The 22,513-nt window shown below is 62.6% G+C and carries 20 protein-coding genes, 1 tRNA gene and 1 riboswitch; of the genes, 5 read left to right on the plus strand and 16 right to left on the minus strand.

The window, feature by feature from the left end; translation table 11 throughout:
* Positions 1 to 150: 150 nt before the first annotated feature.
* Positions 151 to 2,637, minus strand: coding sequence for an adenosylcobalamin-dependent ribonucleoside-diphosphate reductase (locus QB898_RS04020; protein ID WP_279523890.1), 2,487 nt, complete (start codon positions 2,635 to 2,637; stop codon positions 151 to 153).
* A 258-nt stretch (positions 2,638 to 2,895) separates the two neighbouring features.
* On the opposite strand from QB898_RS04020, the gene QB898_RS04025 reads away from it, so the two are divergent.
* Positions 2,896 to 3,327, plus strand: coding sequence for a hypothetical protein (locus QB898_RS04025; protein ID WP_279523891.1), 432 nt, complete (start codon positions 2,896 to 2,898; stop codon positions 3,325 to 3,327).
* 147 nt (positions 3,328 to 3,474) lie between these two features.
* Here QB898_RS04025 and QB898_RS04030 read toward each other — a convergent pair whose 3' ends face one another.
* Positions 3,475 to 4,248, minus strand: a complete 774-nt coding sequence (locus QB898_RS04030) for a ferredoxin--NADP reductase (RefSeq protein ID WP_279523892.1) — start codon at positions 4,246 to 4,248, stop codon at positions 3,475 to 3,477.
* Positions 4,249 to 4,495: 247 nt separating this feature from the next.
* On the opposite strand from QB898_RS04030, the gene QB898_RS04035 reads away from it, so the two are divergent.
* Positions 4,496 to 4,927, plus strand: a complete 432-nt coding sequence (locus QB898_RS04035) for a hypothetical protein (RefSeq protein WP_279523893.1) — start codon at positions 4,496 to 4,498, stop codon at positions 4,925 to 4,927.
* Positions 4,928 to 5,013: 86 nt separating this feature from the next.
* On the opposite strand, the gene QB898_RS04040 is transcribed toward QB898_RS04035, so the two are convergent.
* From QB898_RS04040 to QB898_RS04055, 4 genes are all read right to left on the minus strand, one after another.
* Positions 5,014 to 5,089 (minus strand) — tRNA-Lys (locus tag QB898_RS04040).
* Positions 5,090 to 5,176: 87 nt separating this feature from the next.
* Positions 5,177 to 5,977, minus strand: a complete 801-nt coding sequence (locus QB898_RS04045; RefSeq protein WP_279523895.1) for a DUF4198 domain-containing protein — start codon at positions 5,975 to 5,977, stop codon at positions 5,177 to 5,179.
* Positions 5,978 to 6,127: 150 nt separating this feature from the next.
* Entirely contained in the window at positions 6,128 to 6,664 is a 537-nt protein-coding gene (locus tag QB898_RS04050; RefSeq protein WP_428982723.1) for a DUF2271 domain-containing protein, read from the minus strand.
* Positions 6,665 to 6,778: 114 nt separating this feature from the next.
* Positions 6,779 to 7,435, minus strand: coding sequence for a PepSY-associated TM helix domain-containing protein (locus QB898_RS04055; protein ID WP_279523897.1), 657 nt, complete (start codon positions 7,433 to 7,435; stop codon positions 6,779 to 6,781).
* A gap of 423 nt (positions 7,436 to 7,858) precedes the next feature.
* On the opposite strand from QB898_RS04055, the gene ppsR reads away from it, so the two are divergent.
* Complete coding sequence (gene ppsR, locus QB898_RS04060) at positions 7,859 to 8,680, plus strand: posphoenolpyruvate synthetase regulatory kinase/phosphorylase PpsR (protein ID WP_279523898.1); 822 nt, start codon at positions 7,859 to 7,861, stop codon at positions 8,678 to 8,680.
* Positions 8,681 to 8,910: 230 nt separating this feature from the next.
* On the opposite strand, the gene QB898_RS04065 is transcribed toward ppsR, so the two are convergent.
* The 10 genes from QB898_RS04065 to QB898_RS04110 all read right to left on the minus strand — a co-directional run bounded on the left by QB898_RS04065 (position 8,911) and on the right by QB898_RS04110 (position 21,101).
* A complete protein-coding gene (locus QB898_RS04065) occupies positions 8,911 to 10,026 on the minus strand; it encodes a ribonucleotide-diphosphate reductase subunit beta (RefSeq protein ID WP_279523899.1) in 1,116 nt (371 codons plus the stop codon).
* Between the two features lie 136 nt (positions 10,027 to 10,162).
* A complete protein-coding gene (locus QB898_RS04070; RefSeq protein ID WP_279523900.1) occupies positions 10,163 to 12,520 on the minus strand; it encodes a ribonucleoside-diphosphate reductase subunit alpha in 2,358 nt (785 codons plus the stop codon).
* Positions 12,521 to 12,938: 418 nt separating this feature from the next.
* Positions 12,939 to 13,132: riboswitch (cobalamin riboswitch) on the minus strand.
* A 65-nt stretch (positions 13,133 to 13,197) separates the two neighbouring features.
* Positions 13,198 to 13,989 carry an acyl-ACP--UDP-N-acetylglucosamine O-acyltransferase gene (gene lpxA / locus QB898_RS04075; RefSeq protein ID WP_279523901.1) on the minus strand — a complete coding sequence of 264 codons (792 nt, stop codon included), beginning with the start codon at positions 13,987 to 13,989 and terminating at the stop codon, positions 13,198 to 13,200.
* Between the two features lie 44 nt (positions 13,990 to 14,033).
* On the minus strand, positions 14,034 to 14,477 hold the full coding sequence (gene fabZ / locus QB898_RS04080) for a 3-hydroxyacyl-ACP dehydratase FabZ (protein WP_050714481.1): 444 nt from the start codon (positions 14,475 to 14,477) through the stop codon (positions 14,034 to 14,036).
* A gap of 59 nt (positions 14,478 to 14,536) precedes the next feature.
* Positions 14,537 to 15,541 carry a UDP-3-O-(3-hydroxymyristoyl)glucosamine N-acyltransferase gene (gene lpxD, locus QB898_RS04085; RefSeq protein WP_279523902.1) on the minus strand — a complete coding sequence of 335 codons (1,005 nt, stop codon included), beginning with the start codon at positions 15,539 to 15,541 and terminating at the stop codon, positions 14,537 to 14,539.
* Between the two features lie 35 nt (positions 15,542 to 15,576).
* Positions 15,577 to 16,104: an OmpH/Skp family outer membrane protein gene (locus QB898_RS04090; RefSeq protein ID WP_279523903.1), complete on the minus strand. Its 528-nt coding sequence runs from the start codon at positions 16,102 to 16,104 to the stop codon at positions 15,577 to 15,579.
* A 32-nt stretch (positions 16,105 to 16,136) separates the two neighbouring features.
* Entirely contained in the window at positions 16,137 to 18,434 is a 2,298-nt protein-coding gene (bamA, locus tag QB898_RS04095) for an outer membrane protein assembly factor BamA (RefSeq protein ID WP_279523904.1), read from the minus strand.
* 16 nt (positions 18,435 to 18,450) lie between these two features.
* Complete coding sequence (rseP, locus tag QB898_RS04100; protein WP_279523905.1) at positions 18,451 to 19,836, minus strand: RIP metalloprotease RseP; 1,386 nt, start codon at positions 19,834 to 19,836, stop codon at positions 18,451 to 18,453.
* Positions 19,837 to 19,869: 33 nt separating this feature from the next.
* Entirely contained in the window at positions 19,870 to 20,154 is a 285-nt protein-coding gene (locus tag QB898_RS04105; RefSeq protein ID WP_279523906.1) for a hypothetical protein, read from the minus strand.
* 647 nt (positions 20,155 to 20,801) lie between these two features.
* Positions 20,802 to 21,101 (minus strand): helix-turn-helix domain-containing protein, encoded by a 300-nt coding sequence (locus QB898_RS04110; protein ID WP_279523907.1) that lies wholly within the window; start codon positions 21,099 to 21,101, stop codon positions 20,802 to 20,804.
* Positions 21,102 to 21,234: 133 nt separating this feature from the next.
* Between QB898_RS04110 and QB898_RS04115 the strand changes: the two genes are divergently transcribed.
* Both QB898_RS04115 and QB898_RS04120 read left to right on the plus strand, forming a co-directional pair.
* A complete protein-coding gene (locus tag QB898_RS04115) occupies positions 21,235 to 22,353 on the plus strand; it encodes a helix-turn-helix transcriptional regulator (RefSeq protein WP_279523908.1) in 1,119 nt (372 codons plus the stop codon).
* Entirely contained in the window at positions 22,350 to 22,508 is a 159-nt protein-coding gene (locus QB898_RS04120) for a hypothetical protein (protein WP_279523909.1), read from the plus strand. Before QB898_RS04115 ends, QB898_RS04120 begins: the two co-directional genes overlap by 4 nt.
* The last annotated feature ends 5 nt before the right edge of the window (positions 22,509 to 22,513 follow it).

Below are 22,513 nucleotides of genomic sequence, written 5' to 3' on the forward strand. Positions count from 1 at the left end.
AGTTTTGGCCCAAGGGCTTTTTCTTGCCCGCTCGCTTCAAAAAAGATAGCTGCCGATCCAGTCTGCGCCAGGACTTGCGGGCGATGGGAGCCATGCACAAAAAAGTCCGGCGCGGGCCGGACTTGGCTGCGGGAGCGGCGGGAGCGGGAGTCAGCCGCAGCTGCCGACGAAGCCGCACTGGGTGCAGTAGTCGCAGCCGTCTTTGCGGATCATGGCGCGGGCGCCGCATTCGGTGCATTTCTTGCCGGCCATCATGCCGGGGGTGATGGCGTGGGCGCCGTCGCTTTGCGGCGCGTCCTTGGCGGCCTGCAAGGTTTCTGCGGCGGGCAAATCGCCTTCGGCAAAGAGCGAGCCTTGGGCGCGGCGGGCGATGAGGTCTTCAATGGCGTAGCCGATGGCGGCCACTTCGCTGTCGTGCCAGCGGGGCACGCGGGTGCCGTCGGCCTTCTGGTAGGTGCCCAGGCGCACGGGGCCACGGTCCCACGTGACTTTGCGCAAATCTTCCAGCGCGCGGTCCAGAAAGCCGCCGCGCGCGGCCAGGCTGAGCGAGCGCATGGTGGCGGTGATCCATTGCTGCGATTCGCCGTTCTGGCCCACGGGCATGAAAAATTCGATGGCGCGCTCCACGGTGCCTTTGCCGTCGGCCGTGGGCATGGGCAGGAAGGTGACGATGAGGTAGAGGCGCTGCGGGCCTTCGCTGGTCCAGTAGTCGATTTTTTCGGCCACGGCGGGCAGCCCGCCGGTGGGGCGTTTTTCAATGACGGTGCGCATGGGATCGTCCGCATGGCCGTGGCGCGGGCTGGCGGGCGCGGCGTTTTCCTGTTTGGGCGCTTCGGCGGGGGCAGCCTCGAGCACGGAGCCGACAATGGCGTTGGGCCGGTAGGTGGCCAGGCCCTTCAGGCGGGCCTTCCAGGCTTTGGCGTAGAGGTCCTTGAAGTCGTCATACGGGTAGTCGGCCGGAACATTGACGGTTTTGGAGATGGAGGTGTCTATGAAAGGCTGCACGGCCTGCATCATGGCGATGTGCTCTTCGGCGGTCATGGCCAGGGCATTGACGAAGTAGTCGGGCAGGTGGCTGACGTCGCCGCCTTGCGCCTTGTAGAGGCGCCAGGCGTGGTCTTCCACCTGGTATTCGCTGCGGGAGCCGTCGGCTTCGCGTTTTTTGCGGGTGTAGGTCCAGGAAAAGGGCGGCTCGATGCCGTTGGAGGCGTTGTCGGCAAAGGCCAGGCTGACGGTGCCGGTGGGGGCGATGGACAGCAGGTGGCTGTTGCGGATGCCGTGCTTGCGGATGGCGTCCTGAATGTCCTGCGGCAGGCGGCTGGCGAAGGTGCCCTGGCCCAGGTACTGGGTGGCGTCAAAGCGGGGGAAAGCGCCTTTTTCCCTGGCCAATTCGATGGAGGCGCGGTAGGCGGCGTTTCGCATGGCTTCGGCGATGCGGGCGGCCATTTGGCGGCCTTCGTCGCGGTCATAGCGCAGGCGCAGCATGGCCAGCGTGTTGCCCAGGCCCGTGAAGCCCACGCCAATGCGGCGCTTGGCGGCGGCTTCGGCGCGCTGCTGCTCCAGCGGCCAGAAGGTGACATCCAGCACGTTGTCCAGCGCGCGCACCTGGATGGCGACGACTTTTTCAAAAGCGTCGAAGTCAAACATCGGCTCGCCGCCTTCGCCAAAGGCGTGGCGCACGAAGCGGGTGAGGATGATGGGGCCGAGATCGCAGCAGCCGTAGGGCGGCAGGGGCTGCTCGCCGCAGGGGTTGGTGGCCTCGATGGTTTCGCAGTAGTTGAGGTTGTTGTCGCGGCGGATGGCGTCAATGAACAAGATGCCCGGCTCGGCGAAGTCGTAGGCGGACTTCATGATGGTGTCCCACAGCTGGCGGGCGGGCAGGCGCTTGTAAACCCACAGGCCGTCTTGCCGCTGGTAGCTGCCGGATTCGCGCAGGGCGGCTCCGGGGCGCGCCTTGTGCACCAGCTCCCAGTCGGCGTTTTTCTCCAGCGCCTGCATGAAGGCGTCGGTCACGCCGACGGAAACGTTGAAATTGTTCCAGCGGCCGGGCGTGCGCTTGGCGGTGATGAAGTCGAGCACGTCCGGGTGGTCGATGCGCAGCACGCCCATTTGTGCGCCACGGCGGCTGCCCGCGCTCTCCACGGTGGCGCAGCTTTGGTCGAACACGTTGATGTAGCTGCACGGGCCGGAAGCGATGGAAGCGGTGCCCTTGACCTCGGCCCCGCTGGGGCGGATGCGCGAGAAGTCATAGCCCACGCCGCCGCCGCGCCGCATGGTTTCGGCCGCTTCGCGCAGGGCTTCGTAAATGCCGGGGTAGCCATCGTCGGCCACGCCCTGGATGGCGTCGCCCACGGGCTGCACGAAGCAGTTGATGAGCGTGGCCTGAATGTCGGTGCCCGCCGCACTCATGATGCGCCCCGCGCCAATGGCGCCCGCCTTGAGGTTGGCCAGGAATTTGGCTTCCCATTCGGCGCGCAGAGCGGGTTTTTCGGCGGAAGCCAAGGCGCGCGCCACGCGAGCGAAGAGCTGGTCTTCGGTTTTTTCCTCTTTCTTGAGGTATTTCTCGGCCAGCACGTCCTGGCTGATGGGCTGCACGGGCAATTCCAGCCGGCTGGCGGCGATGTCTTCATGTTTCATGGGCGGGCAAGGAGCGAAAGAAAAAAACAATCCTCTGCGCATGTGCCGCAGAGGGGAAAACCGGGGAGACGGCTGCACAGGCGTGAGACGCCGGAGGCTGGCGGAAATGGCGGAAAACAAGCCGGAAAACAGATGGCCAGCGCTGGAAAAAACGGGGCGGATTGTGGCATTCCCGGATGCGTTTCGGGGCGCATGAAAGCGGGCTAAATATTCCCCATCCACAGGTTTGCTGCGGTTTCTGTAGCAGCTTTTCCAGCATTGAAAAGGCCCGTGCGGCGGGCGATTTCAAAGATGGCAATGTGTATCCAACGGAAAGGCGGATACGGGCATCCGGCAGCGCTTCGCCAGCCGGGCGAGGGCGTGCGGACAGCGGGCGGCACTGAAGAAAAGAAGCTTGTATTCGCTCTTGCTTCAATAGCAAACCATCGCCGCCGAATAAGCGGGAAACCGCTTTTTGATGGGCTGGATTTGCTTCTGTTTCTGATATGGCTCCACGGCATCAGCCAAACAGGAATCCTGAAATTCGTGCCGGAGCATGGCCGCTCGATACCGTCCTTTGGTTTTCGCAGGCCAAGCCAGCTTACGGAAAGCCGATTTGGCCGCGAAAGGTTTCGGAACGGGGGCAAGATGCAGGCGGAGAAGCTGCACGGGCGGCGCCATCGCGCGGCAAGGCGCTATTTCGCTCCTTAATCCATAGCATCATGTCCTAGAGGGGATTGCGCGAAACGGTATTTTCAGCCGCTTGAATTCGCTCTCTTTTTCGATGCCGTCTGCCCGCGCGGTGCGGCGCACGGGCACAGACGCGCGGGCCATGAGCCGCAGTCTTTGGGTGGGCTTTTACTGCTCCACGAAAGCGCGCTCGACCACGTAGTCGCCCGGCTGGGTGGTGTTGCCCTCTTTGAAGCCGCGCTTTTCAAGCACGGCCTTGAGGGATTTGAGCATTTCCGGGCTGCCGCAAAGCATCACGCGGTCTTCGGCGGGGTTGAGTTCGGGCAGGCACAAGTCGCGCGCCATCTGGCCGCTTTCAATCAGATCGGGAATGCGCCCTTGCGTCTGGAACGGCTCGCGCGTGACGGTGGGGTAGTACTTGAGCTGGCCGCGCACCATCTCGCCCAGGATTTCATGCTGCGGCAGCTCGTGCGTGATGTAGTCGCGGTAGGCCAGCTCGGCCACCAGGCGGCAGCCGTGCACCAGCACGATTTGCTCGTAGCGCTCGTAGGCATCAGGGTCGCGGATGATGCTCATGAACGGCGCCAGCCCCGTGCCCGTGCCAAACAGATACAGGCGCTTGCCCGGCAGCAAATAGTCCGTCAGCAGCGTGCCGGTGGGCTTGTGGCCGACGATCACCGTATCGCCCGGCTGAATGTGCTGCAAGCGGCTGGTCAGCGGGCCATCGGGCACCTTGATGCTCAGAAACTCCAGCGTTTCCTCATAGTTGGGGCTGACGATGGAGTAGGCGCGCAAAAGCGGCTTGCCATCCACGCGCAGGCCAATCATCGTGAAATGGCCGTTGGAAAAGCGCAGGCCCGGGCTGCGCGTGGTGGTGAAGGAAAAGAGGCGGTCGGTCCAGTGGTGGACGGTGAGGACTTTTTCGTCGTTGAAAGCAGCCATTTCGTTGAGTCAGTCAGAAGGCGGACAAACAAAAAAGGCGGGCCAGAGAGGCTGGCCCGCTGCCGTCTGCTGCATCTCACAATCCATCCGCAGCAGTGGCGGGCATTTTCGCATGCGCCTCACAGCCGCCGCGCAGACCGGCGCGCCTGCCAGCCGCCAAACCGTCAATTGCTGACGCACCGCAAAAACCGCGCGGGCGGGCTGCGCACAATGGCGCGCTTTTCAATGGCCGAGAAAGGAATCGCGCATGCGCCGCCGCTCTTTTTGCCGCCTGCTGGCGGTCGCCCCGATCGCCTGCCTGCCCGCGCTAGCGGCCGCCCGGCAAGCGCAAGGTGAACTCATCGACATCGTCCTGGAAATCTCCGATGGCGGCCGGCTGCTTTTCGCGCCCCAGCTGCAAGCCCGCTCCGGCCGCAAGCTCAGCTTCAAGAAAGGAGCGGACGATCGCGTGGAACGCCTGGACCTGGTGGCCGAATGCGACGCCGCCCGCCCCGGCCGCGTCAGGCTGCAAGGCGAGCTGTCCTTCAGGGAGATCGACTCGCTGGACTGGCGCGCCAGGGGCCGCTTCGAGATGGACTTGCAGATGAACCAGCCCGCCACAACGGCCGTGCGCGATGCTCAAGCCGGGCGCGCCTTGCAAATCAAGGCCACGGTCCGCCCCGGCAAGCCGCCGGCCTGATGGCGGCTTTCATGCCGCGAAAGCGCGGGCAATAAAAAAACCCGCTGTTCAAACGAATCAGCGGGCTGCTTCAAAAACGGGCCAGATGGTGGGTCGTGTAGGGTTCGAACCTACGACCGACGGATTAAGAGTCCGCTGCTCTACCAGCTGAGCTAACGACCCTGGCCGTTTTTCCTTGCCGGGGCAAGAAAGCTGTGGATTGTAGCACAGCCTATTTCATAGGCTCACCGGCTGGCGCCGCCCGTGCGCTCAAGGCAGCACTTCCACCGTGGCCACGTAGGCCAGGCGTCGCTTTTTGGCTTTGGGGAAGGTGGTTTTGGCGTCGTCGGCGTCCACGTCGATCCAGTACATGCCCGCTTGCGGGAAGGTGAGGGTGAACTGGCCCTTGGCGTCGGTGGCGGTTTTGATTTCTTCCAGCTTGTCGCGGTAGCGGGTGCCGCCGCGCACGGCCTTGATTTCAAGCCCGGCGGCGGGCTGGCCGTCCAGGTGCATGGCAAAGGTGGCCGGCTCGCCCGGGGCCAGGTCGTTGGGGTGGGTCACGGGCGCCAGCTCCAGGCCCTTGCCGCTGGGCGTGATGGCGCTGGGCTTGCCGACGGTGACGAAGGTTTCCACGCGCAGGCTGGATTCAAAGACTTCCAGGTCTTTGGCGTCGGCGGGCACTTCGGCGGCAAATTTTTCGGGCGTGCCGCGCCAGCGCTTGGGCTTGCCTTCGCCGTCTTTGTAGATGGCCGTGAGGCCGCCTGCATTGACGATGGCCACGCGATACGTGCCGCGCTGGGCGGGCTTGAAGTCGAAAACGCTGCGCAAATTGCCGGTGAAGGGCTTGTCCGGCTCCACGCGGCTGCCATCGGGGGCGGTGATGGCAAGGTGGTCGAGCTTGAGCGGGAAGTGGTTGAAATAAAACAGGTCGTTGGCCACGGCGGCATCCACCGTGACCCATTCGGGCTTGGAAAGGCTGGTGGCAGAAGGCAGCAGCCAGACGTTGTGCGCCTGCGCGGCGGTCAGGCCCAGGGCGAGCAGGGCGGCGGCAATGCGGGGAGCGAGTTTCATGACGCAAGTCCTTTGCGGAGGTTGAGAGAAGATGAATGGGTTCAAAAAGAGAAGCAAATCCAGAAGCCTGAAAACGGCCTTCGCGCAGATTCCACTAGGACATCATGCTATGGATTCAGGAGCGAATTCAGGCTTTTCGCAAGCCTGCGGTCAGGGCTTGAGCGTGACGCGCACCGCGCCCAGCTCGCTGCTGCCTTGCGCCTGCGCCTGGGCGGCGGCTTTCGGGGGCCAGTCAAACGGCACGCTGAGCACTTCGCGGCCGCCGACTTCGCGGGCCGCTTCCACCATCAGCTTGTAGCTGCCGGTGGGCAGATTGGGCAGGGGGCCGCTGCCGGCGGTGAAGGAAAGCGTTTGCACGCCAGAGGGGCGCGTGGCGCCGCTGACGCCATCGACGGGCATGTCCAGATTGCGGCCCGCGCGGCGCCACCACTGGCGCATGTCCTTGAGCCATTTCGTGCCCTTGCTGTCGCCGTCGGCCACGCGCACGTCGTACCAGACGGCCAGCGTGGCGGGCGTGCCGGGCACATCGGCCTTGGCGTCGGCAGGCTCCACCCAGATGGCCACGTAAGGGCGGTGGTATTCGGCCACGTTCAGGCGCGGAATTTCCACGCTCACGTCCAGCCCGGCGGCCAGCGCGGGCGCGGCCAGCGCGCTGCCCAGGGCCAGGGCGCAGAGGGGTTTTTTCATGTGCATTGCTCCTTTTCTTCAGGTTCAGGGGGGAGTGGATGAAAAGCGGAGGGCGGCGGCCTTCAGGGGCCATCGGGCCAAAGCGGTCAATCCAAGGCGCTCCATCAAAAACGCTCAATGCGCCATCCAGATGGCCAGCAGCGCGGGAATGAGCACACCCAGCGCGGTGATGGGCCAGGTCATGGGCCGGCTGGCCGCGTGCATCTTCATGATGAGCAGGCCCGTGGCTGAAAACACCAGCGCCGCAATGGCGAACAAGTCGATGAACCAGCGCCAGGCCGCGCCCGTGTGGCGGCCCTTGTGCAGATCGTTCAGCCAGGCAATCCAGCCCCGGTCGGTCTGCTCGTATTCCAGATCGCCCGTTTCCAGGTCGATGCGCAGCCAGGCGTCGCCGCCGGGGCGCGGCAGGGAAACGTAGGCCTCGCCCGCGTCCCACTCCGCTTTGCGGCCTTGCACGCTCACGCCCAGCTCGCGGCGTATCCAGGCCTGCACATCGGCGGGCAGGGGCGCGGGCGTTTTGGCGTCTTGCGGATCGGCGGCCCGCGCGGCTTGCAGCAAGGCGGCAGGCACGCTGGCGTGGCGCGTGCTCACCTTGGGCGCCGATTCAATCTGCCCTGCGTGGTTGAGCGTGATGCCCGTCACGGAAAACAGCGCCATGCCCAGCAGGCACAGCGCCGCGCTCACCCAGTGCCACACCGTAAAAAGCCGCAGCCAGCGGGCGCGGCGGCGCGCGGCTTGCAAATCAGGCGGAGCGGATGAGGACGGCGGCATGAACGCGATGAAGACAAAGGCGCCAGGGCGAAGAAGCGCCAGAACAAAGAAAAGCCGGAAGAAAGCAAAGCCGGAAAAAATAGCCGGAAGCAGCCAGGCCGGCGGGCCGCGCATTCTAGGGATGAAAGCCATTTGCATTGATGAAACCCCGCCGCCCTTGTGCCCATCAAGCGCCGGGCTTCTGCCAGCCGCGCCCCTCGGCCCTTTGCGGCGGCGCGGGCAGGCAAAAGGGCCATCCGGGCTACATTCCCAACGCTGAGGCAGTCCGTATTTCGCTTCTCTATTGATAGCGATACGTCCTAGTGAAAACAGCGCAAAAGCCTTTTTTCACCCTTTTGATTTGCTCCTGTTTTTCAGCACATCCAGCCGCCTGCCGCCCGATACACTGCCCGGCGTCTGCCCTCCTCTTGCAAAAAAACCGCCATGACCGCCCGCACCGTGTTCTTTCTTTCAGACGGCACCGGCATCACCGCCGAAGCCTTTGGCAACGCCATCCTCGCGCAGTTCGACATCGCCGTGCGCCGCGTGCGCCTGCCCTTCGTCGATACGCCCGACAAGGCCCACCAGGCCCTGCGCCAGATCAACCACGTCTGCGAAACCGAAGGCCAGCGCCCGCTCGTCTTTTCCACGCTGGTGGATCGCGAAGTGCTCGAAGTCATCCGCACCGGTTGCCACGGCATGCTGATGGACACCTTCGCCACCTTCGTGCAGCCGCTGGAGCAGGAGCTGGGCGTCAAAAGCCTGCACCGCGTGGGCCGCTTTGCCGACGTGAGCCAATCGCGCGAGTACCACGACCGCATCGAAGCCATCAACTTCAGCCTCGCGCATGACGACGGCCAAAGCGACCGCGACTTGCAAAGCGCCGATGTCATCCTGGTCGGCGTCAGCCGCAGCGGCAAAACGCCCACCAGCCTGTACCTGGCCATGCAGCACGGCCTGAAAGCCGCCAACTACCCGCTCATTCCCGAAGACTTCGAGCGCCGCCAGCTTCCCCCCGCCTTGCTGGCCTGGCGGCACAAACTCTTTGGCCTGAGCATCAACCCGCAGCGCCTGGCCGAAATCCGCAGCGAACGCCGCCCCGGCTCGCGCTACGCCTCGCTGGAAAACTGCCGCATGGAAGTCAGCGAAGCCGAAGCCATGATGCGCCGCAGCGGCATCCGCTGGCTGTCCACCACCACCAAAAGCATTGAAGAAATCGCCACCACCATCTTGCAGGAGCTGCACCCGCAGCGGCTGGGATACTGAGCGCCCGCCCTGCCCCGCGCCCGGCCTGAAAAGCCGGATGCGCGGCCTTTGATCCGCCCCTGAACCTGCCCGGAGTCTGCTCATGAAGGGCTGCGGATCGGGAGGGGCAGGGGCCTTGAAGCCTTGCGGCCCGCCAAGGCTTTGCAAAGCAGCAGAGCGCCCGGATCCGCGCTTTTCGCGCCCGCAGACCGCGCTCGCGGACGGACCTTGGACAGGCTCCTGGCCTTTTTTCACAGCCCGTCCGTGTCATACACCCGCCCCGTGTGGCGCGGGATGATGCTGCCAATGAGGTAGGCGCTGTTGCGGCCCGCCTCTTCCTGCGGGGCGGCCTGGATGGCGTTCACGTTCATCCATTCCTCCACGAAGGGCAGCGGGTTGGCCGCCACGCGGGGAAAGGGGTTGCCCAGGCCCAGGGTTTCATAGACGGGCTGGGCGTTGAAGATGACCGAATCCTGAAGCTTCTTGACGGTGATGCCGGGCAGCTCGCGGTCCTGGCTGCCGAGAAACTGCGACCAGTCCAGCTCGGCCTGCGTGATTTCGGTGACGATGGCCTGCGCTTTCTCGCGGTTTTGCGCCAGCCAGGCCTGGCCGCGCGCGGTATTCAGCTCGATGCGAATCACCATCTGGTCCAGCCGCTGGTGCACTTCAAACTCGTCCTGGCAGATTTTCTGGATGGCTTTGGCAATGGGCACGAACATGCCGATTTCACCAAAGGCAAAGGTCACGATGAATGAGGATATGAACTGAATGCGCTCCAGGCAATACAGCGCCACATAAAAAGCCATGACGGCGGCGTATGCCTCTTCGCCGCTGGCATGGCCCAGCGCATAGCGGTGCGATACCGTGTAAACCTCGCCAAAAACCTGCGCCATTTTCTCCAGCCGGTGAAAGCTTTCGGTAATGGAAAGAATTTCGCTGAATACTTCGTCGGGGTTGTCGAAGCTGTTGCGCACGATTTCGGAATAAGTGAGGCCGTGCAGGTATTCATTGGCGCCAATGGCCAGCGTCACGCCCCAGAGTTCCGAATTGGTGATGAAAGGCGCCAGTATGGGCACGATGCTTTTGCTGGCCACCGTGTCGGCTTCCCACTGGTAGGCCAGGTTGTAAATCATGGCGTCATACATGCCGCGCGAGCAGGTTTTGAATTCGCTATTGCACGAGGCGTAGTCGAATTCATTTTCGTCCCAGCGCAGCGAAAGCATTTTCTTGTACATGGCGAAAAGCTCCGGATAAGGGCGGTTGATGGAATCGAGCAGGCCGCCGGGCTGGCCGAGAAAAAGATCGGTGCTTTTGTAGTCGCTCTTGTGAATGTTGAAAATGGATTCGGGAATGCTGGGCTGGGTCATGGCAATGCCTGTGAAATGGAAGGATGAAGGCGGCAGCGAATTGAAAAGAGGAGCAGATTCAGGCCCGCTGAAAATGCGTGCGCCGCAGTGTTTGTGAGGAGATGCTGCTATGAAACAAGGAGCAAAATCAAGCCCTTTACAGACTGCATGCTCCGCTGGCGCAGCCGCGCTCGTCAGGGGCCATTTCAAAATCGCCATCCGGGTTTTCTGGCGCTGGCGCCAATACGGGCGCCAAACCGGAAAGGCGGCTTTTTTCGGCCATGCGGCTTTCCACCGTGGCGCTTTTGCCTTGGTCGCTGGTGAGCGAATTTTGGTAATAGCGGCCTTTCATGCCGTAGCGGCACATGGCCAGGTGCTCTTCCATGATTTCGTCGGTGTAAACCACGGGGTCGCTGGCGCGGTCGCGCCAGAAATCGGCGCTGATGCCCTGGTCGGTGAATTTCTGGAAAATGGCGTAGATTTTGATCATGTCCAGCGTGGGGATATTCCACGCCAGCTCGTAGCGGTCTTTCAGCAAATCGGAATCGGTGGCGACCCAGTCAATCACGTTGCTGTTGTCCGATTTTTTCAGCGTGATTTCGCGTATGGGATAAATGCTGTTGGGCACGCCAGCGGCCTTGGAGCTGGATTCGGTGGGCATGTGCGCCACGAGAACCGAATGGCGGATGCCGCCCTGCGCCACGATTTGCCGGCGCAGCGCCTCCCAGTCGTAGCTGTAGCGGGGGGCTGCGATTTCATCCACGGTTTTCTTGTAGGTATCAATCGGCAGCCAGCCTTCGGGCCAGCGGGTTTTGTGCATCCAGGGCGCATTGCCTTTTTCGCGGGCCAGTTGCAGGCTGGCCTTGAGCGCAAAGTAATAGTGCCGCTCGGCCAGCCAGTGGCAGTGATCGCGCCCCGCTTGCGTGGTGTATTTCAGGTTTTTGCGCGCCAGCTCGGTGGCCACGCCCATCATGCCCACGCCGGCGCTGCGGCGCGCCTTGGCCGTCATTGCCACATGCGCAAAGGGGTAGTCGGACATGTCAATGCATTTGTCGATCATTTTCAGCGCGTAATAGGCGGCGGAGGCGTATTGCTCGTCGCTGTGAATATTGCAGACGACCAGTGCGGAGAGCGCGCAGATGGCGATTTCGCCGGATTCGGGTTTGTCTTCGTCCGAATAAAGGTCGGTCATGCGCCAGTATTCTTTGGTGGGCAGCGCGATTTCGTTGCAGAGGTTGCTGCTGTGAATGGGGTCTTTGAAAGGCGTGTGGCGGTTGGCTTCGTCGATCCACAATTCATAATGCGTGCCGCATTCATAAGCCTGCTGGCGGGCGAGCACGACGAAATCACGGGCGCTGATGGTTTTTTGGGGGAAATCGGGATTTTTCTCGTAGGCTTCATAAAGCGCTTCGAAATGGTCCTGGTCGCCCGAAAACATGGCGTGCCACAAATCAGGCGCCGAATATTCGGTAAAGAGAAAAACCTCTTCATTGCGCGCCGCTTTTTTGGTGAAAAGGCGGTTGTACATGACGCCGAAATGCAGCTCCCGGATTTTCTTGTCTTCGGTGGACATGGGGTTTTGCAGCAGGGCGATGGTGGTGTTTTCAGGGTCAAACGCCGAGTAGTAGCTGGTGCAGGCGCCGCCGCGCCCAGCCTGCTGGTTGGCTTTGGTGGCAAAGGCCAGCGCGCGGTAATACGGCAGTTTGCCCTGATGCGAAATGACGCCGCCGCGCACCGGATCGCCCAGCGTGCGCGTGGAAATCATGCCGCCGATGCCGGCGCTCATGCCCGTCATTTCATACGCAATATGGTCGCCAATGGCCAGCGAATGCAGGCTGTCGCCCGCCTTGTAAACGCAGCAGGAAGCGTAGCCATTGAGCCGCGTGCCCAGGTTGATGTAATTGGGGCTGGGGGCGTTGATGCGGTTGTATGAAAAATGGTTGTACCAATTGACGATGTGCTTGAGGCGCTCTTCGCGCGGCTCGTCTTCAGCCAGCGCCATGGCCATGCGCATGTAGATGAACTGGGGCGATTCATATTCCTGCCGCGTGACGCGGTTCATGAGCGCGTATTTCTTGCGCAATTGCAGGATTTGTGAATAGGCATATTCAAAATCGCGCGCGTGATCGATGAATTTTTCGATTTGCGCGTATTCGTCTTCGCTGTAGTCCAGCTCGCGCATCAGGCCCGCTGCGGCCAGTTTTTGCTGCACGGCGCGAATGGTGGGCATGTGCGTGCTGCTGCCGTAGATTTCCTTGCGCGTGACAGCAGCGTAAAGCCGCCCTGCCATGAGGCTGTAGGGCCAGCTTTTTTTCTGCACGCAGATTTTGATGAGTTGCCTTTGCAGGTCCTGGCTGGTGGTTTTGTCGCCAAAGTGGCTCATCGCCTCCATGACGACGGAGGACCAGTCCACCCGCTCGCCCAGCTGCTCGCTGGCCCAGATGGACCAGCTGTTGACTTTGGCGGGTATGAAGGGTTCTTCGCGCCCGTCGCGCTTGATGATGGTTTTGAGCAAAGCGCTCTCCCCGTGAATGGATTTGCACAAAGCCGGGGCGAGGCAGAGCTGGCGCGGACAGGGTTGGGGCCAAAGCAGGCGCATTGGGCCAGGAGCGAAACCCGTCCGGCCCGCCGCACACCCGCAGCCGCCGACAGCCATGCCAGGCAGGCCGGTATCCGGGCTTGCGGATTGCCAGATGCCCCTTCATGAGGGCGCTGGCGCAAGGCCGCCGGGCCTTCCCGCCCCATGAAGGGGGCAGTGACCGCCTTTGCGCATGGCGCGCGCGGGCTTCAGAACCTGTTCACCACCTGTCCGTGAGCGCGAAGGCGCAAGCCGGGCGCGGCCCGGAGCTGGCGCGTTTTACTTCGCTTTTGAGAGCAAATTCAGGGCCATGAAAACGCCTTTATCGCACATTCTTACGGGACCTCATACTATTGAATCAATAGCAAAAAGGGCCGGTGGCTTTCAGGGCGGTTCGACGGCCGGGTTCTCTCACGGACAGGCATTGAACGGGTTCTTGGCAGCGTTGCTGATCCGCTGACCGTTGCGGGGGCAGCGCAGGCTTGGTTTACCTGCTTCCCGTTTAACTCCGTGGCATGGCCGTGGAGCACCTGTCAGGCAGAACGCCAGCCGTCTGGAAGATGGCTGGCGAGCGGCGCGGATTGTGGCACGGGCGAAAGCGCCGCGCGGCGGCTTCAGCGCACAATGCCACGGCTGGCGCTGGCGAGGAAGCCGAGCATGAGGCGGGCGTCTGCGGCCATATCGGCATCACCGCTGGCGGACTGCGCCTGGATGGCCTGCCGGGCGGCATCCAGCGGCAGACCCTGGCGGTAGATCAGGCGGTACATGTGCTTGATGGCAGCGATGCGCTCTGGCGAGAAGCCCCGGCGGCGCAGGCCCTCGACGTTGATGCCCTGGGCGGCGGCGGGATTGCCGGATGCGGTGATGAAGGGCGGCAGGTCTTGCGAGAGACGGGTTTGAAAACCCGCCATGGCGTGCGCGCCCACACGCACGTACTGATGCACGCCGGTGATGCCGCCGATAACGGCCCAATCGCCAATATGCACGTGGCCCGCGAGCTGAACGGCGTTGGCCAGGATGGTGTGGCTGCCAAGCTGGCAGTCGTGGGCGATGTGGACGTAGGCCATGATCCAGTTGTCATCGCCCAGGCGGGTGACGCCGACGTCTTGCACGGTGCCGGTGTTGATGGTGACGAATTCGCGGATGGTGTTGCCCGCGCCGATTTCCAGACGGGTGGGTTCGCCTGCGTATTTCTTGTCTTGCGGCGCTGCGCCAATGCTGGCGAACTGGAAGATGCGGTTGCCAGGGCCGATGCTGGTGCGGCCTTCAATGACGCAGTGCGCGCCAATGCGGCTGCCCGCGCCAATGCGCACATGGGGGCCAATGACGGCATAGGGGCCGACGGCGACATCTGCCGCCAGCTCAGCCGCAGGGTCAATGAGGGCGGTGGGATGAATGGCTGCCACGGCGCGCGCTTGGCAAAGGCGTGAAAAGGCCGGAAAAGAGAGGTTCAGCGCACGCGGCGCATGGTGCACATGATGGAGGCTTCCACAACCAGCTCGTCGCCCACGGTGGCTTTGCAATGGAATTTGTAGATGCCGCCGCGCACGCGGTCAAATGTGGTGTGCAAGGTGAGCTGGTCGCCCGGTTCAACGGGACGCTTGAAGCGCACGCCATCCGCACCAACAAAGTAGAAAAGCGTGTCGTCATCCAGCGAAATGCCTTCGACCATGAAGCCCAGCAGCGCCGAGGCCTGCGCCAGGGCTTCGACCATGAGCACGCCTGGCATCACGGGACGCGAAGGAAAGTGGCCGGTGAAAAAGGGTTCGTTGATGGTGACGTTCTTGAGCGCGCGCAGGGACTTGTTTTCAAGATCGACATCAAGAATGCGGTCAACCAGCAGGAACGGATAGCGGTGCGGCAGCTTTTCAAGGATGTAGTGGATGTCCATGATGTCGTTGAATCTTTTTGGTGATGGGGCAAAAAGCCCGGCCGCCGCGCTGCGGCGGCCCTTCAGCCGGAAAGCCGGGCATTGTCGCCGTTTTCCGCCAACTTTTTCTCAAGTTGTCTGACACGTTCGCGCAGAGCATGAAGATGCTTGAGCGAGGCGGCATTCTTTTCCCATGCCGCGTTGTCGTCGATGGGGAAAAAGCCGGTGTATTGGCCCGGCTTGGTAATGGAGCGCGCCACCATGGAGGCAGCGGAAATGTGGACGTGATCGGCGATATCGAGATGCCCCAGGATCATGCCCGCCCCCCCCACCGTGCAATGCGCGCCGATGCGGGCGCTGCCCGCCACGCCCACGCAGCCGGCCATGGCCGTATGAGCGCCAATGTGCGTGTTGTGGCCAATCTGAATGAGGTTGTCGAGCTTGACGCCGTCTTCAATGACGGTGTCGTCCAGCGCGCCACGGTCAATACAGGTGTTGGCGCCAATTTCGACGTCATTGCCAATGCGGACGCCGCCCAGCTGTTCAATCTTGACCCATTGGCCTTGATGCGGCGCGAAGCCAAAACCATCGCCGCCAATCACCGCTCCGCTTTCAATCAGACAGCGCTCGCCAATCGTGCAGCCCGATGCCACCGTGACGCGCTCGCGCAAGACAGTGTGCGCGCCAATCCGTGCGCCGCTGCCCACAAAGCATAGAGCGCCCACACGGGCGGCCGGATGAACTTGCGCACCTTCCTCCACCACAGCGCTGGGGTGAATGCCTGCCGGCTCTGGCGGCAAGTGCGTACGCTTCCAGAGCTGGGTCAGGCGGGCGAAATAGAGATAAGGGTCTGAGGCAACAATGCAGTCGCCTCGCGCGCCTGCCGCCTCTTGCATGGCAGGCGCGACGATGATGCACCCGGCCTGCGTTTGTGCCAGCAAGCCTGCCAGCTTCGGGTTCGGCACCAAAAAGCTGATGTCGGCAGGCGTGGCTGTTTCCAATGAAGCCAAACGCGCCACTTCGCGCTCTGGACTTCCTCGCAACTCGCCACCAAGGGCCTCAACAATGGCGGCGAGAGAAAGGCTCACAGCGCTCGAAGTGTGCGATCGTTCAGCAAAAGCACTTATTTGGATGCATTAAGGGCCTTGATGACCTTGTCAGTAATATCCAGTTGGGGATTCAGATAGACGGCTTCTTGCAGAATCACGTCATATTTTTCAGCTTCGGCCACTTGCTTGACCACGCGATTGGCGCGATCGAGCACGGCTTGCAGCTCTTCATTGCGGCGGGCATTGAGGTCTTCCTGGAATTCACGCGATTTGCGCTGGAATTCGCGGTCTTGCTCCAGCAACTGGCGCTGGCGCTGGCTGCGCTGGCTTTCGGACAGGGTGGGCGCGTCACGCTCAAATTTTTCAGAAGCAGCGCGCAGCGCATTGCCTGCGTCGTTCAGCTCTTTCTCGCGGCGTGAGAACTCCTGCTCCAGTTTGGCCTGAGCGGCCTTGGCTGGCTCGGCTTCGCGCAGCATGCGGTCAGAATTGACGAAGCCAATGCGCGCGCCTTGCGCAAAGGCTGGCGCAGCCAGAGCGATGCTGACGGACAGAAGAGAAGCGCGCAGAAGATGGCGGGCGAGAGTGGTGGTCTTGGTGGTCATATCTTGAGAAGGTGACAAAACGATTTCGGATTTCAGAAGGAAGTGCCAATCTGGAACTGGAATTTTTCAATTCTATCGCCCGCTTTTTTGCGGACAGGCACAGCAAAGGCAAAGCGCAGCGGCCCCATGGGCGATATCCAGCTGACGCCCACGCCTGCGGAGGCCCGGAAGGCATCGCGCTCGATTTTTTCGTGCTCTCCCAGCAGCGCGCCTACGTCCACAAAGCCGAACAGGCGCAAAGTGCGGTCATTGCCCGCGCCCGGAAACGGGGTGATGAATTCGGTGTTGAGCGTGATTTTGCGCGCGCCGCCAATGAAGGAACCGGTGACGTCACGCGGACCGAGGGTGGCCTGCTCGAAGCCCCGCACGGAACCCAGGCCGCCTGAATAGAAATTCTTGAACACCGGAAACGGCTGCCCGGAAAGGCCCTTGCCCCAGCCCAGCTCGCCATTGAAGGCCAGCGTGTATTGCTTGGAAAGCGGCACGTATTGCTGGTACTGGTAGTTGGTTTTGACGTAGCGCGCATCGCCCAGCAGGCCCAGTTCGCCGAACAGGCGCTGGTAGCGGCCCTCATTGGGCGCCAAGGCGCTGTCGCGCGTGTCGCGCGACCAGCCCACCGTGAACGGAAAGGAAGTGCTCTTGTAGCCAAAGCGTTCGGCATACGCCAAGTAGGCCGCCGGGATGTTGGTGCCCGTGCGGATTTCAGTGCGCTCCGCATTGACGCCCAGGTAAACCGTGTCCTGCTCCGTGACCGGCACGCCGAACTTGAGGCCCGCGCCCATCGTGATCAAACGATAGTTGCCGCCCTGATCCTGATAAGGCTTGGCGCTGCGGTAGTACGCCTCAACGGTGCGCGAAACGCCATCAGACGTGAAGTACGGATCGGTCGTGCTCACCACCACCGTGCGGTTGTACTTGCCCGTGTTCAGTTGCAGATCCAGTTGATTGCCGGAGCCGAAAGCGTTGTCTTGCGACAGGCCGAAAGTAAAAGACAGCTTTTCAGCCGATGAATAGCCCGCGCCAATCTGCACGCTGCCCGTGGGTTTTTCCTTTACGGTCACGACCAGATCCACCTGATCCGGCGCGTCAGGCACTTCGGCGGTGCTCACGCCCACGTCAGTGAAAAAGCCCAGGCGATCCACGCGGTCGCGCGAGAGGCGGATTTTTTCGCCGTCGTACCAGGAAGACTCGAACTGGCGGAACTCGCGGCGAATCACTTCGTCGCGCGTCTTGGTGTTGCCTTCGATATTGATGCGGCGCACGTAGGCGCGGCGGCCCGGCGCAGCCTTGATGACGAAAGCCACGCGGTGATTGCCGGAATCGACTTCGGTATCCGCATTCACCGTGGCGAAGGCATAGCCGTAGTTGCCGAACTGTTCGGTAAATGCCTTGGTCGTGGCTGTCACTTCGTCTGCGTTGTACGGCTCGCCTGGCTTGATGGTGACGAGCGACTTGAATTCGTCTTCGCGGTCCAGATAGTTGCCCTCCAGCCGCACGCCGGAGACAACGAAGCGCTCGCCCTCGGTGATGTTGATGGTGATGGACATGGACTCCTTGTCAGGCGACATGGCCACTTGCGTGCTGTCGATCTTGAAGTCCAGGTAGCCGCGCGTCAGGTAGTAAGTGCGCAGCGCCTCCAGGTCGGCATTGAGCTTGGCGCGCGAATACTGGTTGCTCTTGGTGTACCAGCTCAGCCAGCCGCCTGTGTCCAGGTCGAACAGATCCTTGAGCTTGCTTTCGCTGAAAACACGGTTGCCGACGATATGGATGTCCTTGATGCGCGCGGGTTGCCCTTCGGTAATGTTGAAGGCCAGGTTCACCTGATTGCGCGCCACGGGCGTGACGGTGGTCTGCACTTCAGCGCCATACAGGCTGCGGTTGATGTACTGGCGCTTGATTTCCTGCTCGGCGCGGTCAATCAGCGCCTTGTCATAGGGGCGGCCTGCGGTCATGCCCGCGTCGCGCAGCGCGTTTTGCAGAACCTCCTTGGTGAACTCGCGGTTGCCCGCGAAATCGATTTGTGCCACCGTCGGGCGCTCCTGCACGATGACCACCAGCACATCGCCTTGCACATCCAGCCGCACGTCGTTGAACAGGCCCAGCGCATACAGGGCGCGGATGGCCGCCGATCCGGTTTCATCCGTGTAGGTGTCGCCCACGCGCAGGGGCAAAGAGCCAAACACCGTGCCCGGCTCCACACGCTGCAAGCCTTCTACGCGGATGTCGCGCACGGTAAAAGGGTTGATGGCCCACGCCATTTGCGATGCCAGAGCGGCCGCCACCAGCGTAGAGAGAGTGCGCAAACGCGCGCGATGCAACAGGGTTGTCATGCAAGAAACTGGTAATTCAGAGAGAAGGCAGTCCCAGCCAGCCTTGGCTGGCAATATCGTTGTACAGGGCCAGCAGCATCATGGCGAAAAGCAAAGCAGCGCCTCCTTTTTGCAGGCGCTGCATCCATGCATCTGTAACCGGCCGCCCTGTTACAGCCTCCCAAAGATAATACATGAGGTGCCCTCCATCCAGAACGGGCAGCGGCAGCAGGTTGAGCACGCCCAGGCTCACGCTGACAAAGGCCAGCAGCCCCAGAAAGTAAACAGGCCCCAGCCGCGCGGCCTGCCCCGCGTATCCGGCAATCGCCACAGGCCCGCTGATGTTGCGCAGTGAAATCTGCCCCATCACCATGCGGCCCATCAGCCGCAGCGTGAGCGCGGAGGTTTCCCACACTTTGGCCACGCCCTTGACCGCCGCCTGCACCGGCCCATACCGCACCAGCGTCATTTCAGGCGCGGCCCCCACCATTGCGCCGATGCGTCCAATGGGCTGCCCTTGTTCCTGCGCCGGCTCAGGCTGCACGCTCAGGCTCAGGCGCTGGCCGTGGCGGTCAATCAGCCACTCCTTTGCAGGCGGCGCGCCACGGGCGCCGCTTTCGCGAATCAGCTCGCGCAGCTGCTGCCCATCCGTGACCGGCACATGGCCCATTCGCAAAACCCGGTCGCCTTCCTTCAGGCCGGCTTTTTCCGCTGCGCCGCCTGGCAGCACGCTGCCTATCAGAGGCTGGCGCAAGGGCGAGGCGATGCCGATTTCGCGAAACATCTGCGCGTCAGGCTCGCGGCGCGCCAGTTGCGACAGGGGCAGCTGCACTTGCCTTTCAGCGCCATCGCGGCTGATTTGCAGCGTCACGTCCACGCCATCCACCGCGCCCTGCGTCAGCAGCCAGCGCACGGTTTCAAACGAGGCCACCTCTTGCGCGCCGCCGCCAGCCAAGGTGATGCGCCGCACCTCATCGCCCGCCTGCAAGCCGGCCTTTTGCGCCAATGAACCGGCGGCAGGCGGCGCCAGCAGCGCGCGCGGCTCGTCAATGCCAACCCAGCCAATCAGCGTGTAAAGCGCCGCTGCCAGCGCCAGATTGGCCACCGGCCCGGCCGCGACGATGAGCGCCCGCGCACGCAGCGGCTGCGTGTTGAAAGCGCGATGGCGCTCCTGCGGCGCCACTTCGCCTTCGCGCTCGTCGAGCATCTTCACGTAGCCGCCAAAGGGAATGGCGGCAATCACAAATTCGGTGTCCTGCCCGGGGCGCGGCTTTTTCGGCTTCCAGCTCCAGAGCGTTTTGCCAAAGCCTATGGAAAAGCGCAGCACCTTCACCCCGCAAGCCACGGCCATGCGGTAGTGCCCCCATTCATGCACGGCAATGAGAACGCAGATGACAACGAGAAAAGACAGAAGAGTCAGCATGGAGGGAGCAAGTAGGGAACGCGCGAAACAATTTCAAGGCGGCACCGCTGCCAGACTGGCCGCGAAGAAAACGAATTGGAACAGCAAGGCATGAACAAGAAGCAGGTGGTGCAATTTAGCTACTGTTTCAATAGCATTAAGTCCTAGTACAAATTGCGCCAGGCGGCATTTGAACGCATTCAAATCCGCTCCTCTTTTTAAGGCTTGATACCGGCCAGCTTGTGCCGGGGAGCGTAGCCGTGAGCAGGCGCGTTGGCTGGGCCGCTGCTGGGCGGCGGCTTCGTTTGCGCAGGCCGCTGAGCGCCAGGTGGCTTTCAAACTCGCGCGGCGGTCCGGTGAAAGGGTCGGCAAAGGCCAGGCGGCGCGCCAGCAGTTGCAGGGGGCGCAAGGCGGGCCATGCGCGTTTCGCTGCTGGGAGTGCCTTCAGCCTCCGTGCATGGTGAAAAAGTGCTCATGGCGCAGCAGACGGCTGCGGCGCGCGGACGGCGGAGCAGGGCGGCTAGGCAGGCCGGGAGCGTCTGCGCGATGGACTCGTATGTTTGGCTGACTTGCCGCTGGCTGAGAACCTGTTCAGAAAAGCTGCTGGCAGGCGGCGCGGGAAGCTGCACGGCGAAGGCCACTAGCCCGGTGGTATTGCAGTCAATGCAGTGAATGGGGCTTGACACGGGCAGGCCCAGCTTGCGGCGAAGGCGGGCCAGCAGGCTCTGCCGGACGAAGGGGGCCGCTGGGCGTGACGGGCATGAAATGAGGCTTGCCGGCCACGATGAGCCATTCGTCCTGGCAAATGACAGCTTCTTCGGCAGGCAGGGCGGCTTGCCTGCTGGCGCGCGCCGCCAGTAGTGCAGCTGCTGGCTGGGGCGGCGGGCGGCTCAGGGCGCGGATGACAGGCGCGGGGTTTGGGCGCGGCGCAGACCGCCGGCTTGCCGCCCGGCCCCTGCCGCGCCAGCGCCGCGCGGCTTTCACCTTCAGTCCCGCGCCTTCAGCAGCGCCATGCGGCGCTCCACGTCATCCAGCACATCGGCCGCGCGCACATCCAGCGCCAGGCACAGGCGCAGCAGCATGCGCACGCTGGGGCTGTTGCGGCCCAGCTCGATCAGCGAAAGGTAGTTGCGGTCCATGTCAGCGCGCAAAGCCAGATCGGACTGGCTCCAGCCCCGCTCTGTCCGCAGCTTGCGCAGCGCCTGCCCCAGCGCCTGATCGACCCCATCCGCCATGCGCATGAGCGTGCAGCCAGGCATGCCGCCGGAGCCGCACGTATCCGGCACAATTAAAAAGATACATGTGCTAACATATTCACGAAATTCAAGCTGTTTCCCTTCTGCATATGCGACACAACTTGTCGCAATCTCTTCCTAAACTGCCCGGCATCGCAACTTCAATCCCTCTCGCAACACCGCCATGCCCCGCGCCAAACCCAAGCCTGCCGCCGCACCCGCTGCGTCAGCGGTATCGCCCGCCGCGCCCGCACCCGCCGCTGCCCGCCCCAAGGGCGAAAAACTGGCCCAGCGTCTCTCGCACATCATTGCCCTGCTGCACCAGGGCGACATCCTTGACAAACAGCAACTCGCCCAGCAATTCGGCGTGGATGTGCGCACCATCGAGCGCGATTTGTTCGAGCGCCTCAAAGGCATCGCCGAGCGCACGCCCGAAGGTGAATGGCGTATTGCCTCTGCCCGGCGCAGCACCATCCCCGCGCGCTACCTGAGCGAATACAGCCAGCTGGCAGGCGCTGCCGCCCTGTTCCCCGACGCCAGCCTGCCCTGGCTGATCGGGCAAATCGAAACCCGCCCCGCCGAGCGGGGCCTGCACGTGCAGCCCGTGCCGGAAGAAGACTTGCGCGGGCAAAGCCGCACCTTTGAGCAGCTGCAAACAGCCGTGCAACAGCACCGCCCCTGCCAGTTCATCTACAAGGGCAAGCCGCGCCAGACGCACCCTTACCGCCTGATTCATAAAAACGGCATCTGGTACCTGGCCGCCGCCGAGCTGAACGCGCAAACAGACACGCAAAAGGGCACAAAAACGGGCGCGCAGCAGCTCAAAAACTTCAGCGTCGCCCGCATCGAAGCGCTGCGCGTGGACGAGCACGCGCACTTTGCCCCGCAGCCCGAGCACCTTGCCTACCTGGAGCAGCAGCCCGACATCTGGTTTACCCGGCAGCCTGTGGAAGCCACCTTGCGCGTGGCCGCCGCCGTCGCGCACTACTTCACCCGGCGCGATTTGCTGCCCGGCCAAATCACCCGCGCCGACGCCGACGGCAGCCTGCTGGTCACCGCCACCATCCACCACCCGCAGCAACTGCTGCCCATCGTGCGCTACTGGATACCCCACGTGCGCATCCTCGAACCCCAAGAATGGGAAGAGCAACTCATCCACAGCGTGCAGGAAACCCTGCGGCAATGGCTGCCCGAAACCCGCGCTAAAACCCGTTCTGAAAAGCCGTCAAAAACACGGGCCGGGAAAAAAGCCGGGAAAACCGCTGAAAAACAAACCGCAAAGCAAGCCAAGGAGCAGCCATGAATTTTCTGACCGCCCTGATTCTTGCCGTGGCCCTGTTGCTGCTTTGGCGCTTTGTCATTCTGGGTATTTTCATCTTCATACTGGCCTGCACCATCTGGGGCATTTTCATGGCGCTCAAAACCGCGCTGCGGATATTGAATCATTCCCGACAGTAAATGCA

The sequence above is a fragment of the Ottowia cancrivicina genome, from assembly GCF_029813755.1.
GTDB lineage: Bacteria > Pseudomonadota > Gammaproteobacteria > Burkholderiales > Burkholderiaceae_C > Ottowia > Ottowia massiliensis.

Coding starts and splice junctions, on each gene's coding strand:
- QB898_RS04020 (WP_279523890.1), bottom strand. CDS start 2,637: ATGAAACATGAAGACATCGCCGCCAGCCGGCTGGAATTGCCCGTGCAG.
- QB898_RS04030 (WP_279523892.1), bottom strand. CDS start 4,248: ATGGCTGCTTTCAACGACGAAAAAGTCCTCACCGTCCACCACTGGACC.
- QB898_RS04120 (WP_279523909.1), top strand. CDS start 22,350: ATGAATTTTCTGACCGCCCTGATTCTTGCCGTGGCCCTGTTGCTGCTT.
- QB898_RS04090 (WP_279523903.1), bottom strand. CDS start 16,104: ATGACCACCAAGACCACCACTCTCGCCCGCCATCTTCTGCGCGCTTCT.
- QB898_RS04055 (WP_279523897.1), bottom strand. CDS start 7,435: ATGCCGCCGTCCTCATCCGCTCCGCCTGATTTGCAAGCCGCGCGCCGC.
- QB898_RS04045 (WP_279523895.1), bottom strand. CDS start 5,977: ATGAAACTCGCTCCCCGCATTGCCGCCGCCCTGCTCGCCCTGGGCCTG.
- QB898_RS04065 (WP_279523899.1), bottom strand. CDS start 10,026: ATGACCCAGCCCAGCATTCCCGAATCCATTTTCAACATTCACAAGAGC.
- ppsR (WP_279523898.1), top strand. CDS start 7,859: ATGACCGCCCGCACCGTGTTCTTTCTTTCAGACGGCACCGGCATCACC.
- QB898_RS04115 (WP_279523908.1), top strand. CDS start 21,235: ATGCCCCGCGCCAAACCCAAGCCTGCCGCCGCACCCGCTGCGTCAGCG.
- QB898_RS04050 (WP_428982723.1), bottom strand. CDS start 6,664: ATGAAAAAACCCCTCTGCGCCCTGGCCCTGGGCAGCGCGCTGGCCGCG.
- bamA (WP_279523904.1), bottom strand. CDS start 18,434: ATGACAACCCTGTTGCATCGCGCGCGTTTGCGCACTCTCTCTACGCTG.
- QB898_RS04035 (WP_279523893.1), top strand. CDS start 4,496: ATGCGCCGCCGCTCTTTTTGCCGCCTGCTGGCGGTCGCCCCGATCGCC.
- rseP (WP_279523905.1), bottom strand. CDS start 19,836: ATGCTGACTCTTCTGTCTTTTCTCGTTGTCATCTGCGTTCTCATTGCC.